Origin of the sequence: Serratia sp. Je.1.23.a, from assembly GCF_051129805.1 — a bacterium.
In the GTDB taxonomy this organism is placed as follows: domain Bacteria; phylum Pseudomonadota; class Gammaproteobacteria; order Enterobacterales; family Enterobacteriaceae; genus Serratia; species Serratia liquefaciens.
The window spans coordinates 11,767-29,038 of the sequence record NZ_JBCPSR010000011.1 but is presented as its reverse complement, the minus strand read 5'-3'; the positions used below and the strand labels follow the sequence as shown (position 1 = coordinate 29,038).

Genomic DNA, 17,272 nt, shown 5'->3' with positions numbered 1-17,272 from the left:
TACCCGATCCTGCCGCGAGAGAAACCGCCCCGGTAAAATCAGATAATGCCGCCGTTGGCCCGCAGGGTTTGGCCGTTGATCCAGGCACCGTCTGCACCGGCCAGGAATGACACCGCCGCGGCGATATCCTGCGGCTGACCCAGACGCTCCAATGGAGCCATTTTCGCCAGCCGGTCGATCAGCTCCGGCGTTTTACCGTCCAGGAACAGCCCGGTGGCGGTCGGGCCCGGCGCGATAGCGTTGACGGTAATATTGCGCCCCCGCAGCTCTTTCGCCAGCACGCTGGTCAGCGCTTCGACGGCGGCCTTGCTGGCGGCATACATGCCGTAGCTCGGCTGCAGCAGCCCGACCACGCTAGATGAAAAGTTGATGATGCGCCCGTTGTCGCGCAGGCGTTTCGCCGCCTCTCGCAGCGTGTTGAAGGTCCCCTTCAGATTAATGTCGATCAGCCGATCGACATCGGCATCGCTCATTTCTGCGACCGGAGCCAGCGCAATCACCCCGGCGTTATTCACCAGGATATCCACGCCGCCGAAAGCCTGCTCGGCCCGGTCAAACAGCTGGGCAACGGCGGCGGCGTCGCTGACGTCCGCCCTGGCGCTCAGCGCCCGCCCCCCGCTTTGTTCAATTTTGCGCACCAGCTCATCGGCCAATGCCTGATTGCCTGAATAGTTGACGATCACGGTAAAACCGTCGGCAGCCAGGCGTTCGGCAATGGCCGCGCCTATACCGCGCGATGCGCCGGTGACAATGGCAACTTGCTGAGTCTTGGTGTTCATGCTCTCTATCCTCGTCGGCTATGCGCCGGCGACTTACCGGCGTGACAACATCATGCACCTTTCGCCCCGGCGAATAATCCCCTACTCTTCGTTATCACTATCCGAATTTAGCGAACAATAACCATGGACAGAATCGATGCCATGCGCTTGTTTACCCGCGTGGTGGAACAACGCAGCTTTACCCAGGCCGCACAGGATCTGAACCTGCCGCGATCGACGGTGACCGATGCCATCAAGCAACTGGAAGCCCGGCTGCAGGTGCGGTTGTTGCAACGCACTACCCGCCACGTCAGCCCAACGCTGGATGGCGAAGCTTACTATCAACGCTGCCTGACTATTCTGGCGGATATCGAAGATGCCGAGATGGCGTTTGCCGGTGCCAAACCGCGTGGGCTGCTGCGCATCGACGTGCACGGCACGTTGGCACGTCACTTTTTAATGCCGGAACTTCCCGAATTTTTGACGCAATATCCGGATATCGAACTTTTTATGAGCGAGGGCGATCGGCTGGTAGATCCGGTGCGGGAAGGTATCGACTGCGTGGTGCGGGTCGGCAAACTGAAAGACAGCGATATGGTGGCGCGTCGGTTAGGCGAGCTTGAAGAGGTCACCTGCGCCGCCTCGGACTACCTGCAACGTTTTGGCACACCCCATTCCATCAGCGAACTTGAAGGCCACCGCATGGTGGGCTTCCGTTCCTCGGCCAGCGGCACCCTGATGCCGCTGGAATTTACTGTGGCTGGCCAGACGCGGCAAGTGACATTGCCTTGCACGGTGTCGGTCAGCGCGGCGGAAAGCCTGGTTGCTGCGGCGCGCATGGGGCTGGGGATCATTCAGGTGCCGCGTTATCACCTGCGCGACAGCCTGGACAACGGCAGCTTGCTGCCCCTGCTGCCGCAATTCCCCTCCACTCCGATGCCGGTCTCCTTGCTCTACCCGCGCAACCGCCAACTTTCACCGCGGGTTCGGGTCTTCATCGACTGGTTCAGCAAAGTGTTCGCCACCCGTAACCGATAAACGCCTTACATGGCGCCATATTCTAGCGGCACCCAGTCATAACCTTCCCCCTGTTTATTCAGGTAACCCAGCCCGGGGAATGACAGATGCGGTCCGCCCACCAGCACACTGCGTTGAGCGCTATCACTAAACACCCGCAGCCGCTGGGCTACTGCCGCTTTGGCATCTTTATCAAAGCTTATCGCGACACGCGGATGGGCGAACTGCACCGCCGCCACGTGGATCAAATCCCCCAGCAGCAACAATTTTTTGCCCTGGCTTTCCACCAGATAAATGCTGTGGCCTGGCGTATGCCCATGGGCGGCAAACGCACTGATCCCCGGCGACAGCTCACCATCATTACTGAACGTTTTAAAATGTCCGGCGGCCTGATAAGGCTTGAGCGCGGCGATAACATTCTCGAACGAGACTTTCTCCTTCGGCGGCGCCTGTTTCAACCGACTCTCGCTAAGCCAAAAATCCGCATCCTGCTGCCCGGCACGCACCACTGCATTTGGAAAAGCAGCTTTACCGTTTTGCGTCAAACCGCCGAGATGATCCGGGTGCATATGCGTCAGGTAAATTTCATCCACCTGCTGTGGCTGATAACCGGCAGCCTTGAGGTTTACGACCAGTTTGCCCAACCCGTCCCCCAGCAGCGAACCCGCACCGGTATCAACCAGGATCAGCTTGCTGCCGGTATTGATCAGGTAGGCATTAACAGAGGTGACGACCGGCAGGCCCTGATGGTGCTCAGCCAGAGCGGTCTCTATCTGCTTTGGCGAACTGTTAAGCAGCAGTCTGTCAACCGGCAAGCGGAGTACGCCATCAGACAAGGCTGTGACTTCATAGCTGCCCAGCATGATGCGATAAAAACCCGGCGCGGGGGTTTTCACCTGCGGTGCGGCGGCCAGGGTTTGCAGCGACATAACGGCCAGCGCCGCCCCCAGCAGGTAACGTTTCCAGAACATGGTGACTCCTTGTTGTCGTTTGAGCGCTAAGTATTAACCCAAAGCGGAAATGACGCCTGCCGGAGGCAAAAAATGAATAAAAAAATCCCCGCGGGGGCGGGGAAAGGCAAAGAAACACTAAGGATTTTTTTGAGTTATACGAAGAATTTGGCCAGTACCAGCAAAGAGAGCGAGACATTGATCGCGCCGCCGATACGGGTAGCTATCTGCGCAAAAGGCATCAGCGACATACGGTTGCCGGCGGTGAGAATGGCAACATCGCCAGTGCCACCCTGCCCACTCTGGCAGCAGGAGACAATCGCCACATCGATCGGGTGCATGCCAATTTTCTTGCCGACGAAGAAGCCAGTCGCCACCAGTGCAGACACGGTGCTGACGATCACCACCAGATTTTGGAAGGTGAAGGCGTTAACCAGTTCCTGCCACGGAGTGATCGCTACGCCGACGGCGAACAGAATCGGGTAGGTGACCGCAGTACGGAAGAATTTATAGACCACCTGCGAACCTTCCTGAATGCGTGGGGACACGCCATGTGCCAGCTTCACCGCCACCGCGGCGAACAGCATGCCAACCGGTGCCGGCAGGCCAATCATGCGGTGCAGCAACATCCCTACCATGTACAGCAGGATGGCCAGCAGCGCACCGCAGGCAATGGTGCTGACATCCACCTTACCGCTGATTTTTTCCACCGCGCTCATCTCGCTTTCGCCCTGCTTGCTCGGCATCAGGCTGCCTTCGCCGGTCAGGTGCGGGTAACGTTTACCCAGTTGGTTAAGCAAGCCGGCCAGAACAATGGCGGTCAGGCTGCCAAGCATGACGATAGGCAGAATGCGCCCCAAGGCTACCCCCTGCTCCATATGCAGAATCGCCGCATACCCCATCGACAGCGGGATCGCGCCTTCACCGACGCCACCGGCCATGATCGGCAAAATCAGGAAGAAGAAGATTTGGAACGGCTCCAGCCCCAACGCCATGCCCACCGCCATTCCTACCAGCATGCCGACAACCTCACCGCACAGCATCGGCGCGAAAATGCGCAGAAAGCCCTGGATCAGCACCTGACGGTTCATGCTCATAATGCTGCCAACGATAATGCAGCAGATGTAGAGGTACAGAATATTGGTCGATTTATAGAATTTGGTGGTCGATTCCACCACCACGTCCGGCAGCAAGCCGTAATGCACCAACGCAGAAGGAATAAAGGTGGCACAGATCGCCGCGGCCCCCATTTTGCCGATCAGCGGCAGGCGTTTGCCAAACTCGCCGCAGGCAAAACCAAAGAACGCCAATGTGGCAACCATGACCACGATATCGCTCGGTAATTTCCCTTCCAGACAATCCAATAAAATAAGTACGCCGGCCAGAACAAAGAACGGCAACGGAATAATTCCTACTTTGTAATTGTCCAGTATATGCCACCATTTTTCCCGCAGCGGTATTTCAGCGGTTTTGTCTTTGGCGGCGAGGAAAGAATCATCTGTTGTGCTCATAATCTGGCCTCTTATTAGTTTGTTCAGCCATCATAGAGAAACGCACGGATTATCTGCTGTGATTTTGTTCAAAGTTAAAAAGGGTTTTTAATGGTGGTTATGGTTTCTATGGTGTTAATTAGGATTATGTGAAATCTGCCGTGGTTTTAATGGTGTTAACGTTATTTTTACTTTAAGAATTATCAGTTTTATTGCAGCTGCTGCATTAACCACCCCGACAAGAATAATCCCGTGGCTGCGATCACAAGTTGATCCGGCGCAATATTACATTAACGGCCACTCATGATAGGGTAAGCCTTCAGGATTTATCAGGGCGAACCCCGGTCATGCGTATAAAACTCTCGTTTCAAATCAAGCTATTCCTGTGCCTGGTTGCCTTCTCCTGCCTGCTGTTGACGTTTATTGGTGCTTACACCTACTACCAGCTCGATGCGCAACTGCACCGCGACCTCGGTGCACGAGCGCAGGTGCAGGCCCGAGAGATTGCCCTGATCCCTTCCCTGATCACCGCAGTGGAAAAAAAAGACCCGGTTAAAATTGCAGCGCTAATGAAGAAAATTCGCGCCAGCAGCGATGCCAGCTATATCGTTATCGGCGATAAGCAAACCCGGCATCTTTATCACTCTGAATATGCCAACCGTATCGGCACGCCGATGGTCGGCGGCGATAATAAAGAGGTTCTCGAAGGCAAAAGCATTATTTCCATTCGCAAAGGTGGCATCGGCATTTCATTGCGCAGTAAAGCGCCCATTTTGGACGAAAATAATAACGTCATCGGCATTGTTTCGGTGGGTTATCTCAAATCACATATCGACAATTTAAACTCCAGAACTCTGACGCAAATTCTTGGGTCGATAGTGCTTTTATTAATCGCGCTGTTCGTATTTTCGTGGCTGTTATCGAAGAATTTAAAACGCCAAATGTTCTGGCTGGAACCGAAAGAAATTGCCCTGTTGGTACGCCAACAGAAAGCGTTGCTGGAAGCTATCTATGAAGGGGTGATTGCCGTCGATCCTCAGTTGCGGATCATCACCATTAACCACGCGGCCCGCGAACTGCTGGATTTGCGTCAGCCCGCCGCCGCCCTGATGGGCAGAGAAATCGGTGAGGTGATCCAATCCCAGCCGGATTTCTTCGGCGCCTCACAGTTAGGGCATGACACCCATGACGAGGTCTGTCGCTTCAACCATGTCCGGGTTATCGCCAGCCGGGTACGCATCATGCAGGAAGAAGAGCTGCAGGGCTGGGTGATCAGCTTCCGCGACAAAAACGACATCAACACCCTGAGCAGCCAGCTTAGCCAGGTGAAGCGCTATGCCGACAACCTGCGCATCATGCGCCACGAACAGCTGAACTGGACCGCCACCCTCGCCGGCCTGCTGCATATGCAACGCTACGACGAGGCCATCCGCTATGTGGAGGCGCAATCGGAAGGTGCTCAGGAGATCCTCGACTTTATCTCACAGCGTTTCAGTTCGGCGGCATTATGCGGCCTGCTGCTGGGCAAATACTCCAGTGCGAAGGAAAAAGGCGTGGAGCTTCGCTTCGACCCGGCCTGCCAGCTGCGGCAGATCCCGGCGGCATTGAATGAAACCGAATTGATGTCGATCATCGGCAATTTGCTGGATAATGCGGTAGACGCTACGCTGCATTACGGCGCGCCCTATGAGGCGGTAGAACTTTATATCAGCGACAGCAGCAATGAACTGGTGATTGAAGTGGCCGATCGCGGCACCGGTATTGCCCCTGAGGTGCGCGATACGCTGTTCGAACAGGGCGTCACCACCAAAGATGACAAGGGTGACCACGGCATCGGCCTGCACCTGGTTGCCAGCCACGTGGCGCAGGCGCACGGCAGCATAGAAGTGTCGGACAACGATCCGCACGGCGCTATTTTTTCTTTGTTTATCCCTAAACAATCTTGAGCACCCGAATGATGCAACCAGAAGCACTGGACGTTTTGATCGTGGAAGATGAGCCACAGCTGGCGACGCTGCACGCGGAATTTATTGAGCAGAACTTTGCTCTGCGGGTGGTGGCTTATGCCGCCACGCTGGCCGAGGCCAGAGTCAAAGTCAATGCCCACCAGCCACGGCTGATCCTGCTGGACAATTTTTTGCCTGACGGCCAGGGCATTGAACTGATGGAAGAAGCGGCGGTGAAAAACCCCGGCTGTTCAGTGATTTTTATTACCGCCGCCAGCGACATGAATACCTGCAGCCAGGCGATCCGCAATGGCGCCTTCGATTACATCATTAAACCGGTCTCCTACAAGCGGCTGCGCAACTCACTGGAGCGCTTTATGCAGTTTGTGCAAACCCAGCGCACCTTCAAGGTAATCGACCAAAGCAACGTCGACGCGCTGTATAACCTGCAATCCAAGCAGTTCTCCAGCGAACCCAGCGCCAAAGGCATAGAAACCAACACGCTGGAGCTGGTGCAGGCGCTGTTTATCAAGCAACCGGAAGCCGCGCATGCGGTAGAAGACGTGGTCGAACAGGTCGGGATCAGCAAAACCACGGCCCGACGTTATCTGGAATACTGCGTCGCCACCCAGTTTGTGCGCGTCGAAATGATGTACGGCAATATTGGTCATCCGCGGCGTCTGTATCGCAAGGCATAAACTGCCATCTGGCTGTCATATTTAAGGGGTAATATAACTTCGGCGATATCCCCTCGATATCGGCACCTGTCGTTGAAAATTGATGAAATACTGATGACTTTTACCCGGCCTCTGGTCGGGTTTTTTATTGTCCGAAAACAGGCTTGGGCAGGCAAATAACAGCAATAATCAGAACGGATTATTCTTACTTAAAACCAACCGTTTATCGGAAATATCAGCCACTGATAATTGAGCACTCACCTCATTACCATAACTAATCGAAAACTTGATGTAAATCGTCAATATCCCATTCATAGGACATTGAGGGTTGTCTCAGATATTCACTGTGTTAGGGTATAGGGGACTATTATTTTCTATTGGGAAATTTTTATCGTTTGATAATTCATCAGAGGAAACAGCAAATTGCATGGCAATTAAACTCGAAGTAAAGAACCTGTATAAGATATTTGGCGAACATCCGGATCGCGCTTTCAAACTGATTGAAAAAGGCCTGACAAAAGACCAATTGCTTGAAAAAACCGGATTATCACTGGGCGTAAAAGACGCCTCTCTGGCCATTGAAGAAGGCGAGATATTTGTCATCATGGGGCTTTCCGGTTCTGGAAAATCTACCCTGGTACGCCTTCTCAATCGTCTGATAGAACCCACCCGCGGTCAGGTGCTGATTGATGGCGAGGATATATCTAAAATATCCGACAGCGCACTGCGCGCCGTACGCCGTAATAAGATCAGCATGGTGTTTCAATCATTCGCTTTAATGCCGCATATGAATGTATTGAATAACACCGCGTTCGGTATGGAATTGGCCGGCATTCCACCGCAGGAGCGCCAGGGAAAAGCCCTGGAAGCATTACGTCAGGTCGGGCTGGAGAATTATGCCTATTCTTATCCCGATGAACTTTCCGGCGGGATGCGTCAGCGCGTGGGATTAGCCCGTGCCATGGCGAATAATCCGGACATATTATTGATGGATGAAGCCTTCTCGGCGCTGGATCCATTAATCCGTACCGAGATGCAAGATGAACTGGTCAAATTACAGGCCCAGCATCAGCGCACCATCGTCTTTATTTCCCATGATTTGGATGAGGCAATGCGTATTGGCGATCGTATTGCCATTATGCAAGGCGGAGAGGTTATTCAGGTCGGTACGCCGGAGGAAATATTAAATAATCCGGCCAACGATTATGTCCGCACCTTCTTCCGTGGCGTCGATATCAGCCACGTTTTCAGCGCCAAGGATATAGCCCAGCGTCGTCCTGTCGCCCTTATTCGCAAAACCCCCGGTTTTGGTCCGCGTTCAGCACTGCAGCTGCTGCGCGATGAAGACCGCGATTATGGTTATGTTATTGAACGCGGGAAGAAATTTATCGGCGTGGTGTCGGTAGATTCACTCAAGCAGGCGCTGGCGGCCAACCAGACGTTGGATGACGCCCTGCTGGAAGCCCCTGCCCCGGTCCCGGCCGACATGCCGCTGAGCGAACTGATTTCATTGGTTGCCCTGGCGCCCTGTGCGGTCCCCGTGGTCTGCGAAGAAAATAACTATATCGGAATTATTTCCAAGGCCATGCTGTTGCAGGCCTTAGATAAAGAGGGCCCAGCGAATGAGTGACACTACACAGGATCCATGGGCGACTGCGCCTGCCGACCCCAGCGCCGCACCGGCGACTGACGCCGCAACCTCGTCAGCGCCCGCCGGCGATGCCTGGTCCAGCGCACCGCCACCGGAAACCCATGACGCCGCCAATCAGGCCGCTCAGGGTGCCGACTGGCTTAACAGCGCACCGGTCCAACAGGAACATTTCAGCCTGCTGGATCCGTTCCACAAAACCTGGGTGCCGTTTGACTCCTGGGTGACCCACGGTATCGACTGGCTGGTGTTGCACTTTCGCCCGCTGTTTCAGGGCATTCGCGTACCGGTCGATTTTATTCTCAGCGGCTTTCAGCAGCTGCTGCTCGGCATGCCTGCCCCGATCGCCATTCTGCTGTTCTCGCTGATTGCCTGGCAGCTCTCCAGCCTTGGTATGGGTGCTGCGACGCTGGTCTCGCTGATTGCCATTGGCGCGATTGGCGCCTGGTCGCAAGCCATGGTGACCCTGGCGCTGGTCCTGACCGCCCTGTTCTTCTGTATCGTCATCGGTCTGCCGCTCGGCATTTGGCTGGCGCGCAGCAAACATGCCGGCAAGGTGATCCGGCCACTGCTCGACGCCATGCAGACCACGCCGGCCTTCGTCTATCTGGTGCCGATCGTCATGCTGTTCGGTATCGGTAACGTGCCGGGGGTGGTGGTAACCATTATCTTTGCGCTGCCGCCGATCGTGCGACTGACCATTCTGGGCATTAACCAAGTGCCTGAGGATCTGATCGAAGCCGCCGAATCCTTTGGTGCCAGCCCGCGCCAACTGCTGTTTAAAGTGCAACTGCCACTGGCAATGCCAACCATTATGGCCGGCGTAAACCAAACGCTGATGTTGGCGCTGTCGATGGTGGTTATCGCCTCGATGATCGCCGTTGGCGGCCTGGGCCAGATGGTATTGCGCGGTATCGGTCGTCTGGATATGGGGCTGGCCGCCGTTGGCGGGGTCGGTATCGTGATCCTGGCGATTATTCTCGACCGCCTCACCCAATCGCTGGGGCGCGATCGCCGCAGCAAAGGCATCGGCCGTTGGTATGCTCACGGACCGATCGGGTTAGTCACCCGGCCCTTCATCAAAAAGCCTTAATCGCCCTGCCCCCGGCCAAACGTCGGGGGTACCGACAGCATTTATAAAAACGAAGGAACCACTATGCGCTCGACAGGAATTTGGGCTCTGGCCCTGACTTCATTGCTAAGCACACAGGCGTTCGCCGTCGAATTACCCGGCAAAGGCGTCACGGTAAAACCGTTGCAAAGCACCCTCGCCGAAGAAAGCTTCCAGACCGAATTGGTCAACCGCGCCCTGGTCAAGCTGGGCTATGACGTCCAGCCTACCGACGAGGTGGAATACAATATCGCCTACACCTCTATCGCTTCCGGCGACGCCACCTACATGGCGGTGAACTGGGATCCGCTGCAAACCGACATGTACCAAAGCGCCGGCGGCGACAAGAAATTCTATCGTCAGGGGGCCTATATCACCAATGCGGCCCAGGGTTATTTGATCGACAAGAAAACCGCCGATCAATACCACATCAGCGATATCTCCCAGTTAAAAGATCCCAAGCTGGCGAAGTTGTTCGATGCCGACGGCGACGGCAAGGCCGATCTGGCCGGCTGCGAACCGGGCTGGGTGTGCGGCAACGTCATTAACACCCATATCAAAGCCTATGGCCTGAGCGACACCGTCACTCAAAACCAGGGCAATTACTCCGCCATCATCGCCGACACCCTGACTCGCTACAAACAGGGTAAACCGGTGCTGTATTTCACCTGGACGCCGTACTGGGTGAGCGACGAACTGGCGCCGGGTCGTGATGTGGTTTGGTTAACCGTGCCGTTCTCCGCCAGCCCAGGTTCGTTGAAAGATAACGATACCGCCTTGCCGAACGGCAAAAATTACGGCTTTTCCGTCAACAACGAACATATCGTCGCCAACAAGCAATGGGCCGAGGCTAACCCGGCCGCCGCCAAACTGTTCGCCATCATGAAACTGCCGTTGGCGGACGTGAACGCGCAGAACCTGCGCATGCACAAAGGCGAGAACAGCGCCGCCGACATACAACGTCACGTAGACGGCTGGATCAAAGCGCATCAGGCCACTTTTGACGGCTGGATCACTACGGCTGCGGCAGCAGCGAAATAATCCCAGGGTGCCGGAAATCCCGGCTTCATAACATAAAAAGGTATTTCACTATGCGCACTACAGGAATCTGGGCGGTTGCCCTTACCACACTGATTAGCTCACAGGCGGTTTCCGCCGCCGACTTGCCCGGTAAAGGCGTCACCGTTCAACCGGTGCAAAGCACCATTTCAGAAGAGACCTTCCAGACGCTGCTGGTCAGCAAGGCGCTGGAAAAGCTGGGCTATGACGTTAAAGACACCCGGGAAGTGGACTACAACGTTGCCTACACCTCCATCGCCTCCGGCGACGCGACCTTCCTGGCGGTAAACTGGGATCCGCTGCATGCCGATCAATACAAGGCCGCAGGCGGTGACGCCAAATTTTACCGTGAAGGGGTTTACGTCAACGGGGCGGCACAGGGGTATCTGATCGACAAGAAAACCGCCGATAAATACCACATCACCAACGTTGAACAGTTGAAAGATCCCAATATTGCCAAGCTGTTCGATACCAATGGCGACGGCAAGGCCGACCTGACCGGCTGTACGCCAGGCTGGGGCTGCGAGGCGGCCATTAACCATCACATCAAAGCCTACGGCCTGGAGAAAACCGTCGAGCACAACCAGGGCAACTACGCGGCGATGATTGCCGATACCATTACTCGCTACAAAGAAGGTAAGCCGGTGCTGTACTACACCTGGACGCCGTACTGGGTGAGTGACGTGCTGGTGCCGGGCCGCGACGTTGTTTGGTTGCAGGTGCCGTTCTCCGCCATGCCGGGCGAGCAGAAAAACCTCGATACCAAGCTGCCTAACGGCGCCAACTATGGTTTCCCGGTCAACACCATGCGCATCGCCGCCAACAAGCAGTGGGCCGAAGCCAACCCGGCGGCCGCCAAGCTGTTTGCCATCATGAAGCTGCCGATTGCCGACGTGAATGCGCAGAACCTGCGGATGCATGAAGGCCAGGCCTCCGAAGCCGATATCCAAAACCATGTAAATGGCTGGATCAAGGCGCATCAGGCCACCTTCGACGGCTGGGTGAAAACCGCCGCGGAAGCCGCGAAGAAATAATTACCCTGGGCGCGGCAGCCTGTCGCGCCCTATTCGCTGATTTCAATCCCGCTAAACTGTAAAAAACGCTCGGCGGTCCGTGGCAGCGGCTGCGGCCAAACACAGTACACCTGACGCCGTGGACCATCTTCTATCGGAATCGACACCAGCGTGCTCAAGCGCTGCGCCGTCGAAATCGGCACAATGCCCGTCGCCAACCCACGGCGTACCAAATTCTCCAGCCATTCGATATGGTCAATCTCAAAACTGACGTGACGTTTGATGCCTGCCGCCTGAAACGCGCGGTCGGTCTGGCGCCGGGCACCGGTCCCGCTGTAAAAGTCCACCAGCGGCACTTCCGACAAGGTTTGCAAATTCACGCGTTCCCGACTGGCTAACGGGTGTTGTGGTGACACCAACGCCACCAGTGGCTCGTCGGTCAGTTGCCGATGGGACACCGGCAGCATATCGATATCCCCCGGCCAGAGGCCGACAAACGCCACATCGGTCTTTTGCTGACGAACGTCTTCCAACAACTCTTCACTCATGCCCACGTACAGCCGGATATTCACTGCGGGATAATGGCGGTGAAAGTTACCCAATTTTTCGGTCAGATCAATCGCGTTTATGGTGGAAATTGTGCCGATGGTCAGGGTACCGGAAACCGTGCCGCTGGCGGCGACAACCTCTTCCACCAGCATCTGTTTTGCCGCCAGCAGTCGCTGCGCCGGTTGAATAAATGCCTGCCCGGCGGTGGTCAACCTGACCCGGCGCGAAGTACGCTCAAACAATGCACAGCCCAGCTCCTCTTCCAATTTGGCGATCTGGTGGCTGAGCGCCGATTGCACCGTATGACAGCGCTGCGCCGCCCGGGTAAAACTCTGCTCTTCGGCAACCGCCAGCGCAAAACGAATCTGTTTCAGGTTCATTCATTTATCTCTAAATGAGATTAATCAGATGAAAATTATACATTGGTTTAACCCGCTGTCCTGCCCGATACTTGCACCACTTTTTCTTGTGATTGAAACCAATGAGCCAACAAAATTCACCTCCAGGTCTCAGCCCGGCACTGATTGTGCTGATCGCCATCGCCACCGGTTTGGCCGTCGCCAGTAACTACTACGCGCAGCCACTGCTGGAAACCATCGCCCAAAACTTTGGGCTATCGGTCAATCAGGCCGGTTTTATCGTCACCGCCGCCCAAATGGGCTACGCCGTAGGCCTGCTGCTGCTGGTGCCGCTCGGCGATATGTTTGAACGTCGTGGGCTGATCGTGTTTATGACGCTGCTGGCCGCCGGAGGCATGCTGATCACCGCCAGCTCCACCACGCTGCCGATGATGATCCTGGGGACGGCCCTCACCGGGTTGTTCTCGGTAGTGGCGCAAATTTTGGTGCCGTTGGCCGCTACGTTGGCACACCCGGAAAAACGCGGGAAAACCGTTGGCATCATTATGAGCGGCCTGCTGCTGGGCATTCTGTTGGCACGTACCGTAGCGGGTGCACTGGCTTCAATCGGCGGTTGGCGCACCATTTACTGGGTGGCCAGCGTGCTGATGATCCTGATGGCGTTGATCTTGTGGCGCGCGCTGCCACGTTACAAACAGCACTCCGGACTGAATTACCCTCAGTTGCTGAAGTCTATTTTCACCCTGTTTTGCGGTTCACCGCTGCTGCGAACCCGTGCAGTGCTCGGTGCGCTGTCTTTTGCCAACTTCAGCGTGCTCTGGACCTCAATGGCCTTCCTGTTGGCGGCCCCGCCTTTTGGTTATTCCGAAGGGGTCATCGGCCTGTTCGGGCTGGTAGGGGCCGCCGGAGCGTTGGCCGCCTCCCGTGCCGGGCATTTGGCGGATCAGGGCAAGGCGGGATTAACCACTACGGTAGGCCTGGTACTGCTGCTGCTGTCGTGGATACCTATCGCTTTCGCTAAACAATCGCTGTGGGCCCTGATCGTCGGCATTCTGATCCTCGATCTGGCCGTGCAGGCCGTACACGTTACCAACCAGAGCGTGATTTATCGCATTATGCCGGAAGCGCGCAATCGCCTGACGGCCGGCTACATGACCAGCTATTTTATCGGCGGCGCTCTGGGTTCGCTGCTGTCTGCCTCAGCCTATCAGCACGCGGGGTGGACAGGGGTCGCTGCAGCAGGGGGCATTTTGTGCCTGTTTAACCTGCTCACCTGGTGGTTGGGCAAGCGTCATGATCCCCAGGGACCGGCGGCCATCTGATTAGCAAGCGAATAGTCATAGCGGAAATTTATTAGCGGCGCAGGGTATAAACATTACTTACTCTCTGGTAATGTTCTGGGGATAAACTATTGGTTCCCTATATACCCTGCGATTCAAATACATTATGCAAAGCCAAGCTGCAGAAAGTATCAATCCCCCAGCCGTCAGTTCCACCTTCACCCACGGCATTGTCGACAGTTTACCGATCGTTATCGGCTATGTGCCGGTGGCTTTTGCGTTTGGCCTTAGCGCCGTTAAGCTGGGGTTCTCCCCGCTAGAGAGCATTTTCTTCTCCTGCATCATCTATGCGGGCGCCAGCCAGTTCGTGATCACCGCCTTGTTAAGCGCCGGTATGTCACTGTGGGTTTCCGCGCTGACCGTGATGGCAATGGATATACGGCACCTGTTGTATGGTCCTGCTTTGCGCCACCGCATCGTCTCGCGCATGTCGGCTGGCAAAACTGCGCTCTGGGCCTTTGGCCTGACTGATGAAGTGTTCGCCGCGGCCACCGCTAAATTGATGCGCAATAATCGCAGTTGGAGCGAGAACTGGATGATCGGCATCTCGCTATGCTCCTGGCTGTCTTGGGTCGCAGGCACCGCGCTGGGTGCCGTGTTCGGCAATGGGCCACTAGAGCAGTTCCCGGTGATTGAAGCCTCATTATCCTTTATGTTGCCGGCGCTGTTCCTCAGCTTCCTGCTGGCGGCATTCAAACGTCCGCAAAGCCTGACCATTGCCGCCGCGCTGGCCGGTGCGCTGCTTGGCGTAGTGCTGTTCTCTATCCCAGTGGCCATTTTGGCCGGCATCAGCGCCGGTTGTATCGCAGCCCTGTTCCAACCCACAGCAACGGAGTCCATTGATGAACACTGATGTGCTGGTGATCGGCCTGGTGGTCGGCTGTGCTAATTATCTGTTCCGCTACTTACCCTTGCGTTTGGCGCCTGCGCGGGCACAACCGGGAATCAAACGCGGTAAAACCGCACTGTTACTCGACAGCATCGGCATCGCCTCAATCTGCGCGTTGCTGGTGGTTTCTAGCACCCCGGTAGTGATGCGTGAACCGGACAAGCTGTGGCCCACTCTGGTCGGTTTCGCCGCGCTGGGCCTGTGTTTTTACCGAACCAAAAGCATCATTTTGTCGACGCTGATTGGCGCGGCATCCTTTGGCATTACATTAAAGTTATTTATGATTTTCAGTCAGGGTAACCTTTAATCTTAGGCAGCACGTCGCATTAACCCTTTTGCTTAAAGTGGGTTTATTGACAATCCGCTGACAAATGACACGAATTGCTAAATTAATCACCCTGCTGAACATTTACATTATTAATCACTATCGTTACTATCTCGGACGAAACTAATGAGGCCCAAAATTATGGAAAGCTCGTTTGCTCCCATTGAACAAATGCTTAATTTCCGCGCCAAGCGTCAGAAAGATTTCCCTTATCAGGAAATCCTGCTGACCCGCCTGTGCATGCACATGCAAAGCAAGCTGCTGGAAAATCGCAATAAAATGCTGAAAGCACAAGGGATTAACGAAACATTGTTTATGGCGCTGATTACCCTGGATGCGCAGGAAAGCCACAGCATTCAGCCTTCTGAGCTAAGCTCTGCCCTGGGCTCGTCACGGACCAATGCCACGCGCATTGCCGACGAACTTGAGAAACGCGGTTGGATTGAACGCCGTGAAAGCGACAACGATCGTCGCTGCCTGCACCTGCACATGACGCCGCAGGGAGAAGAGTTTCTCAATCAATTGCTGCCACCGCAGCACAAGTGTCTGCATTTCCTGTGGTCCACGCTGAACGATGATGAACAGCAACAGCTTGAAAAGCTGACGCGTAAGCTGTTGACGCGCCTGGACCAGATGGAAGTTACAGAACAGTTATCCCAATAATTTCTGTTCAGGTACATACATACTATGCGATCCCCATTTAACTGGAGATTCACCCCACTGTTCGCCGTATTACTGCTGGCCGGGTGTGCGTCTACCGATAATATTGCCCCGCAATCCACCCTGATGGATCCGCAGGCTCTGCAGCTTGCGCAGCCGAAGGTCAGCTCGTTGAACGTCAGCCCGCAGTGGTGGCGCGCGCTTAACGACCAGCAACTTGACGCGCTGATGACCCAGACGCTGCAAAGCTCCCCTTCGCTGCGACAGGCAGCGGCACGCGTACGCGAAGCACAAAGCGTAATGGGGGAAGCCAGCGCCGCCAACGGGCCGAATCTGGATCTCAACGCCAGCAGCAACCGCCAGAAAGTGCCGCAAAACGTGAACCTGGGGCTGGGGTATCCTCATCAACCGATCTACGAAACCTCCAACTCGCTGGGACTGAACCTGGCCTATGAATTCGACTGGTGGGGCAAATACCGCAACCAGGTCAACGCCGCCAAGGCACAGGTCGATGCGGCCCGCGCCGAGCAGGAACAGGCCGCGTTGACGCTGACCAGTTCGGTAGCCTCCGCCTATTACCAGTTACAAAGCAATTTCGCGCTGGAAAAGCTGTTGCAGCAGGAAGTGGACAACAACCAACGCCTGGCGGACTTGCGCCAACAGCAATACAAAGCCGGCATCACCGGCGTTGATATTCCGCAACAAACCCAGGCGCAAGCCGACGGCGCCAAGCAACAGATCCTGCAACTGCAATCGCAGATTGAACAGCTCAGACACCAACTGGCCGCATTGGCAGGCCAGGGCCCGAACGCCATGCAGCACCTGCGCCCGGTGGCCCTTCCCGCCAGCAATTTAATGGCGCCAAAAGGTGAACTGACCGCCGATCTGCTCGGTAAACGTCCGGATATCGCCGCACAGCGCCAGTTGGTGGAGTCCTATAACCAGCGCGTCAGCGCCGCCCGTAAAGAATTTTACCCCAGCCTGACCATTTCAGCCTTTGCCGGCCTGACCACCACCAACACCAGTGGGACCAGCCCGAATCTGTTTGAAGCGGCCAGCCAGGCCTGGAACGTGATGCCGGCAATTTCATTGCCGATCTTCCACGCCGGTGCGCTGCGCAGCAAGCTGGGTGAGGAGTCCGCGCTGTATGACCAAGCGGTGGAGTCCTATAACCAAACCATCCTGAATGCCGTGCAGGAAACCGCCGATGCCATCACCGTCCAACAAAGCACTGCGCAACAGCAGCTGCAGGCGGCATCTGCGTCCGAATCGATGCAACAGGTGTACCGCGTCGCTAACGCTCGATACCAGGCAGGGATTATCGGGCGCGACCAGTTGTTGACCAGCCAAACGCAGCTTTTGCAGCAGCAGCAGGCGGAACTGAATGCCAGCAGCAATTTGCTGCAGGCGAAGATAGGACTGATCCGTGCGCTGGGCGGTGGCTATCAGGCCCCGGCCGCTACGGGTTCAAAAGCATAATA

Annotated in this window: 16 protein-coding genes; 12 read left to right on the top strand and 4 right to left on the bottom strand. The window is 55.7% G+C overall.

What is annotated here, in order from left to right:
- Positions 1-38: 38 nt before the first annotated feature.
- Positions 39-779: an SDR family oxidoreductase gene (locus AAZT04_RS24815; RefSeq protein WP_115058164.1), complete on the bottom strand. Its 741-nt coding sequence runs from the start codon at positions 777-779 to the stop codon at positions 39-41.
- 123 nt (positions 780-902) lie between these two features.
- Between AAZT04_RS24815 and AAZT04_RS24810 the strand changes: the two genes are divergently transcribed.
- Complete coding sequence (locus AAZT04_RS24810) at positions 903-1,796, top strand: LysR family transcriptional regulator (protein WP_401527070.1); 894 nt, start codon at positions 903-905, stop codon at positions 1,794-1,796.
- 5 nt (positions 1,797-1,801) lie between these two features.
- Here AAZT04_RS24810 and AAZT04_RS24805 read toward each other — a convergent pair whose 3' ends face one another.
- Complete coding sequence (locus AAZT04_RS24805; protein WP_401527073.1) at positions 1,802-2,746, bottom strand: MBL fold metallo-hydrolase; 945 nt, start codon at positions 2,744-2,746, stop codon at positions 1,802-1,804.
- 134 nt (positions 2,747-2,880) lie between these two features.
- Positions 2,881-4,236 (bottom strand): 2-hydroxycarboxylate transporter family protein, encoded by a 1,356-nt coding sequence (locus AAZT04_RS24800; protein WP_142814528.1) that lies wholly within the window; start codon positions 4,234-4,236, stop codon positions 2,881-2,883.
- Between the two features lie 326 nt (positions 4,237-4,562).
- Between AAZT04_RS24800 and AAZT04_RS24795 the strand changes: the two genes are divergently transcribed.
- The 6 genes from AAZT04_RS24795 to proX (AAZT04_RS24770) all read left to right on the top strand — a co-directional run bounded on the left by AAZT04_RS24795 (position 4,563) and on the right by proX (AAZT04_RS24770) (position 11,690).
- The gene (locus tag AAZT04_RS24795; RefSeq protein ID WP_020828308.1) at positions 4,563-6,161 is read left to right on the top strand and encodes an ATP-binding protein; all 1,599 of its coding nucleotides are present in this window, start codon (positions 4,563-4,565) and stop codon (positions 6,159-6,161) included.
- Positions 6,162-6,172: 11 nt separating this feature from the next.
- Positions 6,173-6,859, top strand: coding sequence for a response regulator (locus AAZT04_RS24790; protein WP_041415640.1), 687 nt, complete (start codon positions 6,173-6,175; stop codon positions 6,857-6,859).
- A 406-nt stretch (positions 6,860-7,265) separates the two neighbouring features.
- The gene (proV, locus tag AAZT04_RS24785; protein WP_434682193.1) at positions 7,266-8,468 is read left to right on the top strand and encodes a glycine betaine/L-proline ABC transporter ATP-binding protein ProV; all 1,203 of its coding nucleotides are present in this window, start codon (positions 7,266-7,268) and stop codon (positions 8,466-8,468) included.
- On the top strand, positions 8,461-9,579 hold the full coding sequence (gene proW, locus AAZT04_RS24780; RefSeq protein ID WP_046372791.1) for a glycine betaine/L-proline ABC transporter permease ProW: 1,119 nt from the start codon (positions 8,461-8,463) through the stop codon (positions 9,577-9,579). The genes proV and proW overlap by 8 nt, the downstream gene beginning before the upstream one ends.
- Before the next feature lie 63 nt (positions 9,580-9,642).
- On the top strand, positions 9,643-10,638 hold the full coding sequence (gene proX / locus AAZT04_RS24775) for a glycine betaine/L-proline ABC transporter substrate-binding protein ProX (protein WP_020828312.1): 996 nt from the start codon (positions 9,643-9,645) through the stop codon (positions 10,636-10,638).
- A gap of 50 nt (positions 10,639-10,688) precedes the next feature.
- Positions 10,689-11,690: a glycine betaine/L-proline ABC transporter substrate-binding protein ProX gene (gene proX, locus AAZT04_RS24770; protein ID WP_020828313.1), complete on the top strand. Its 1,002-nt coding sequence runs from the start codon at positions 10,689-10,691 to the stop codon at positions 11,688-11,690.
- Between the two features lie 29 nt (positions 11,691-11,719).
- On the opposite strand, the gene AAZT04_RS24765 is transcribed toward proX (AAZT04_RS24770), so the two are convergent.
- Positions 11,720-12,598, bottom strand: coding sequence for a LysR family transcriptional regulator (locus AAZT04_RS24765; RefSeq protein ID WP_020828314.1), 879 nt, complete (start codon positions 12,596-12,598; stop codon positions 11,720-11,722).
- A gap of 101 nt (positions 12,599-12,699) precedes the next feature.
- Between AAZT04_RS24765 and AAZT04_RS24760 the strand changes: the two genes are divergently transcribed.
- From AAZT04_RS24760 to AAZT04_RS24740, 5 genes are all read left to right on the top strand, one after another.
- A complete protein-coding gene (locus AAZT04_RS24760; RefSeq protein WP_048761032.1) occupies positions 12,700-13,899 on the top strand; it encodes an MFS transporter in 1,200 nt (399 codons plus the stop codon).
- Positions 13,900-14,023: 124 nt separating this feature from the next.
- Positions 14,024-14,770: an AzlC family ABC transporter permease gene (locus AAZT04_RS24755; protein WP_020828316.1), complete on the top strand. Its 747-nt coding sequence runs from the start codon at positions 14,024-14,026 to the stop codon at positions 14,768-14,770.
- Positions 14,760-15,113 (top strand): L-valine transporter subunit YgaH, encoded by a 354-nt coding sequence (gene ygaH, locus AAZT04_RS24750; RefSeq protein ID WP_020828317.1) that lies wholly within the window; start codon positions 14,760-14,762, stop codon positions 15,111-15,113. The genes AAZT04_RS24755 and ygaH overlap by 11 nt, the downstream gene beginning before the upstream one ends.
- Before the next feature lie 159 nt (positions 15,114-15,272).
- Entirely contained in the window at positions 15,273-15,794 is a 522-nt protein-coding gene (gene mprA / locus AAZT04_RS24745; RefSeq protein WP_020828318.1) for a transcriptional repressor MprA, read from the top strand.
- A gap of 24 nt (positions 15,795-15,818) precedes the next feature.
- Positions 15,819-17,270, top strand: a complete 1,452-nt coding sequence (locus tag AAZT04_RS24740) for an efflux transporter outer membrane subunit (protein ID WP_434682136.1) — start codon at positions 15,819-15,821, stop codon at positions 17,268-17,270.
- Positions 17,271-17,272: the final 2 nt, after the last annotated feature.

Bases quoted from the DNA above. Each gene is read 5' to 3' on its own strand.
- AAZT04_RS24815 (WP_115058164.1), bottom strand. From the start codon at position 779: ATGAACACCAAGACTCAGCAAGTTGCCATTGTCACCGGCGCATCGCGC.
- AAZT04_RS24810 (WP_401527070.1), top strand. From the start codon at position 903: ATGGACAGAATCGATGCCATGCGCTTGTTTACCCGCGTGGTGGAACAA.
- AAZT04_RS24805 (WP_401527073.1), bottom strand. From the start codon at position 2,746: ATGTTCTGGAAACGTTACCTGCTGGGGGCGGCGCTGGCCGTTATGTCG.
- AAZT04_RS24800 (WP_142814528.1), bottom strand. From the start codon at position 4,236: ATGAGCACAACAGATGATTCTTTCCTCGCCGCCAAAGACAAAACCGCT.
- AAZT04_RS24795 (WP_020828308.1), top strand. From the start codon at position 4,563: ATGCGTATAAAACTCTCGTTTCAAATCAAGCTATTCCTGTGCCTGGTT.
- AAZT04_RS24790 (WP_041415640.1), top strand. From the start codon at position 6,173: ATGCAACCAGAAGCACTGGACGTTTTGATCGTGGAAGATGAGCCACAG.
- proV (WP_434682193.1), top strand. From the start codon at position 7,266: ATGGCAATTAAACTCGAAGTAAAGAACCTGTATAAGATATTTGGCGAA.
- proW (WP_046372791.1), top strand. From the start codon at position 8,461: ATGAGTGACACTACACAGGATCCATGGGCGACTGCGCCTGCCGACCCC.
- proX (WP_020828312.1), top strand. From the start codon at position 9,643: ATGCGCTCGACAGGAATTTGGGCTCTGGCCCTGACTTCATTGCTAAGC.
- proX (WP_020828313.1), top strand. From the start codon at position 10,689: ATGCGCACTACAGGAATCTGGGCGGTTGCCCTTACCACACTGATTAGC.
- AAZT04_RS24765 (WP_020828314.1), bottom strand. From the start codon at position 12,598: ATGAACCTGAAACAGATTCGTTTTGCGCTGGCGGTTGCCGAAGAGCAG.
- AAZT04_RS24760 (WP_048761032.1), top strand. From the start codon at position 12,700: ATGAGCCAACAAAATTCACCTCCAGGTCTCAGCCCGGCACTGATTGTG.
- AAZT04_RS24755 (WP_020828316.1), top strand. From the start codon at position 14,024: ATGCAAAGCCAAGCTGCAGAAAGTATCAATCCCCCAGCCGTCAGTTCC.
- ygaH (WP_020828317.1), top strand. From the start codon at position 14,760: ATGAACACTGATGTGCTGGTGATCGGCCTGGTGGTCGGCTGTGCTAAT.
- mprA (WP_020828318.1), top strand. From the start codon at position 15,273: ATGGAAAGCTCGTTTGCTCCCATTGAACAAATGCTTAATTTCCGCGCC.
- AAZT04_RS24740 (WP_434682136.1), top strand. From the start codon at position 15,819: ATGCGATCCCCATTTAACTGGAGATTCACCCCACTGTTCGCCGTATTA.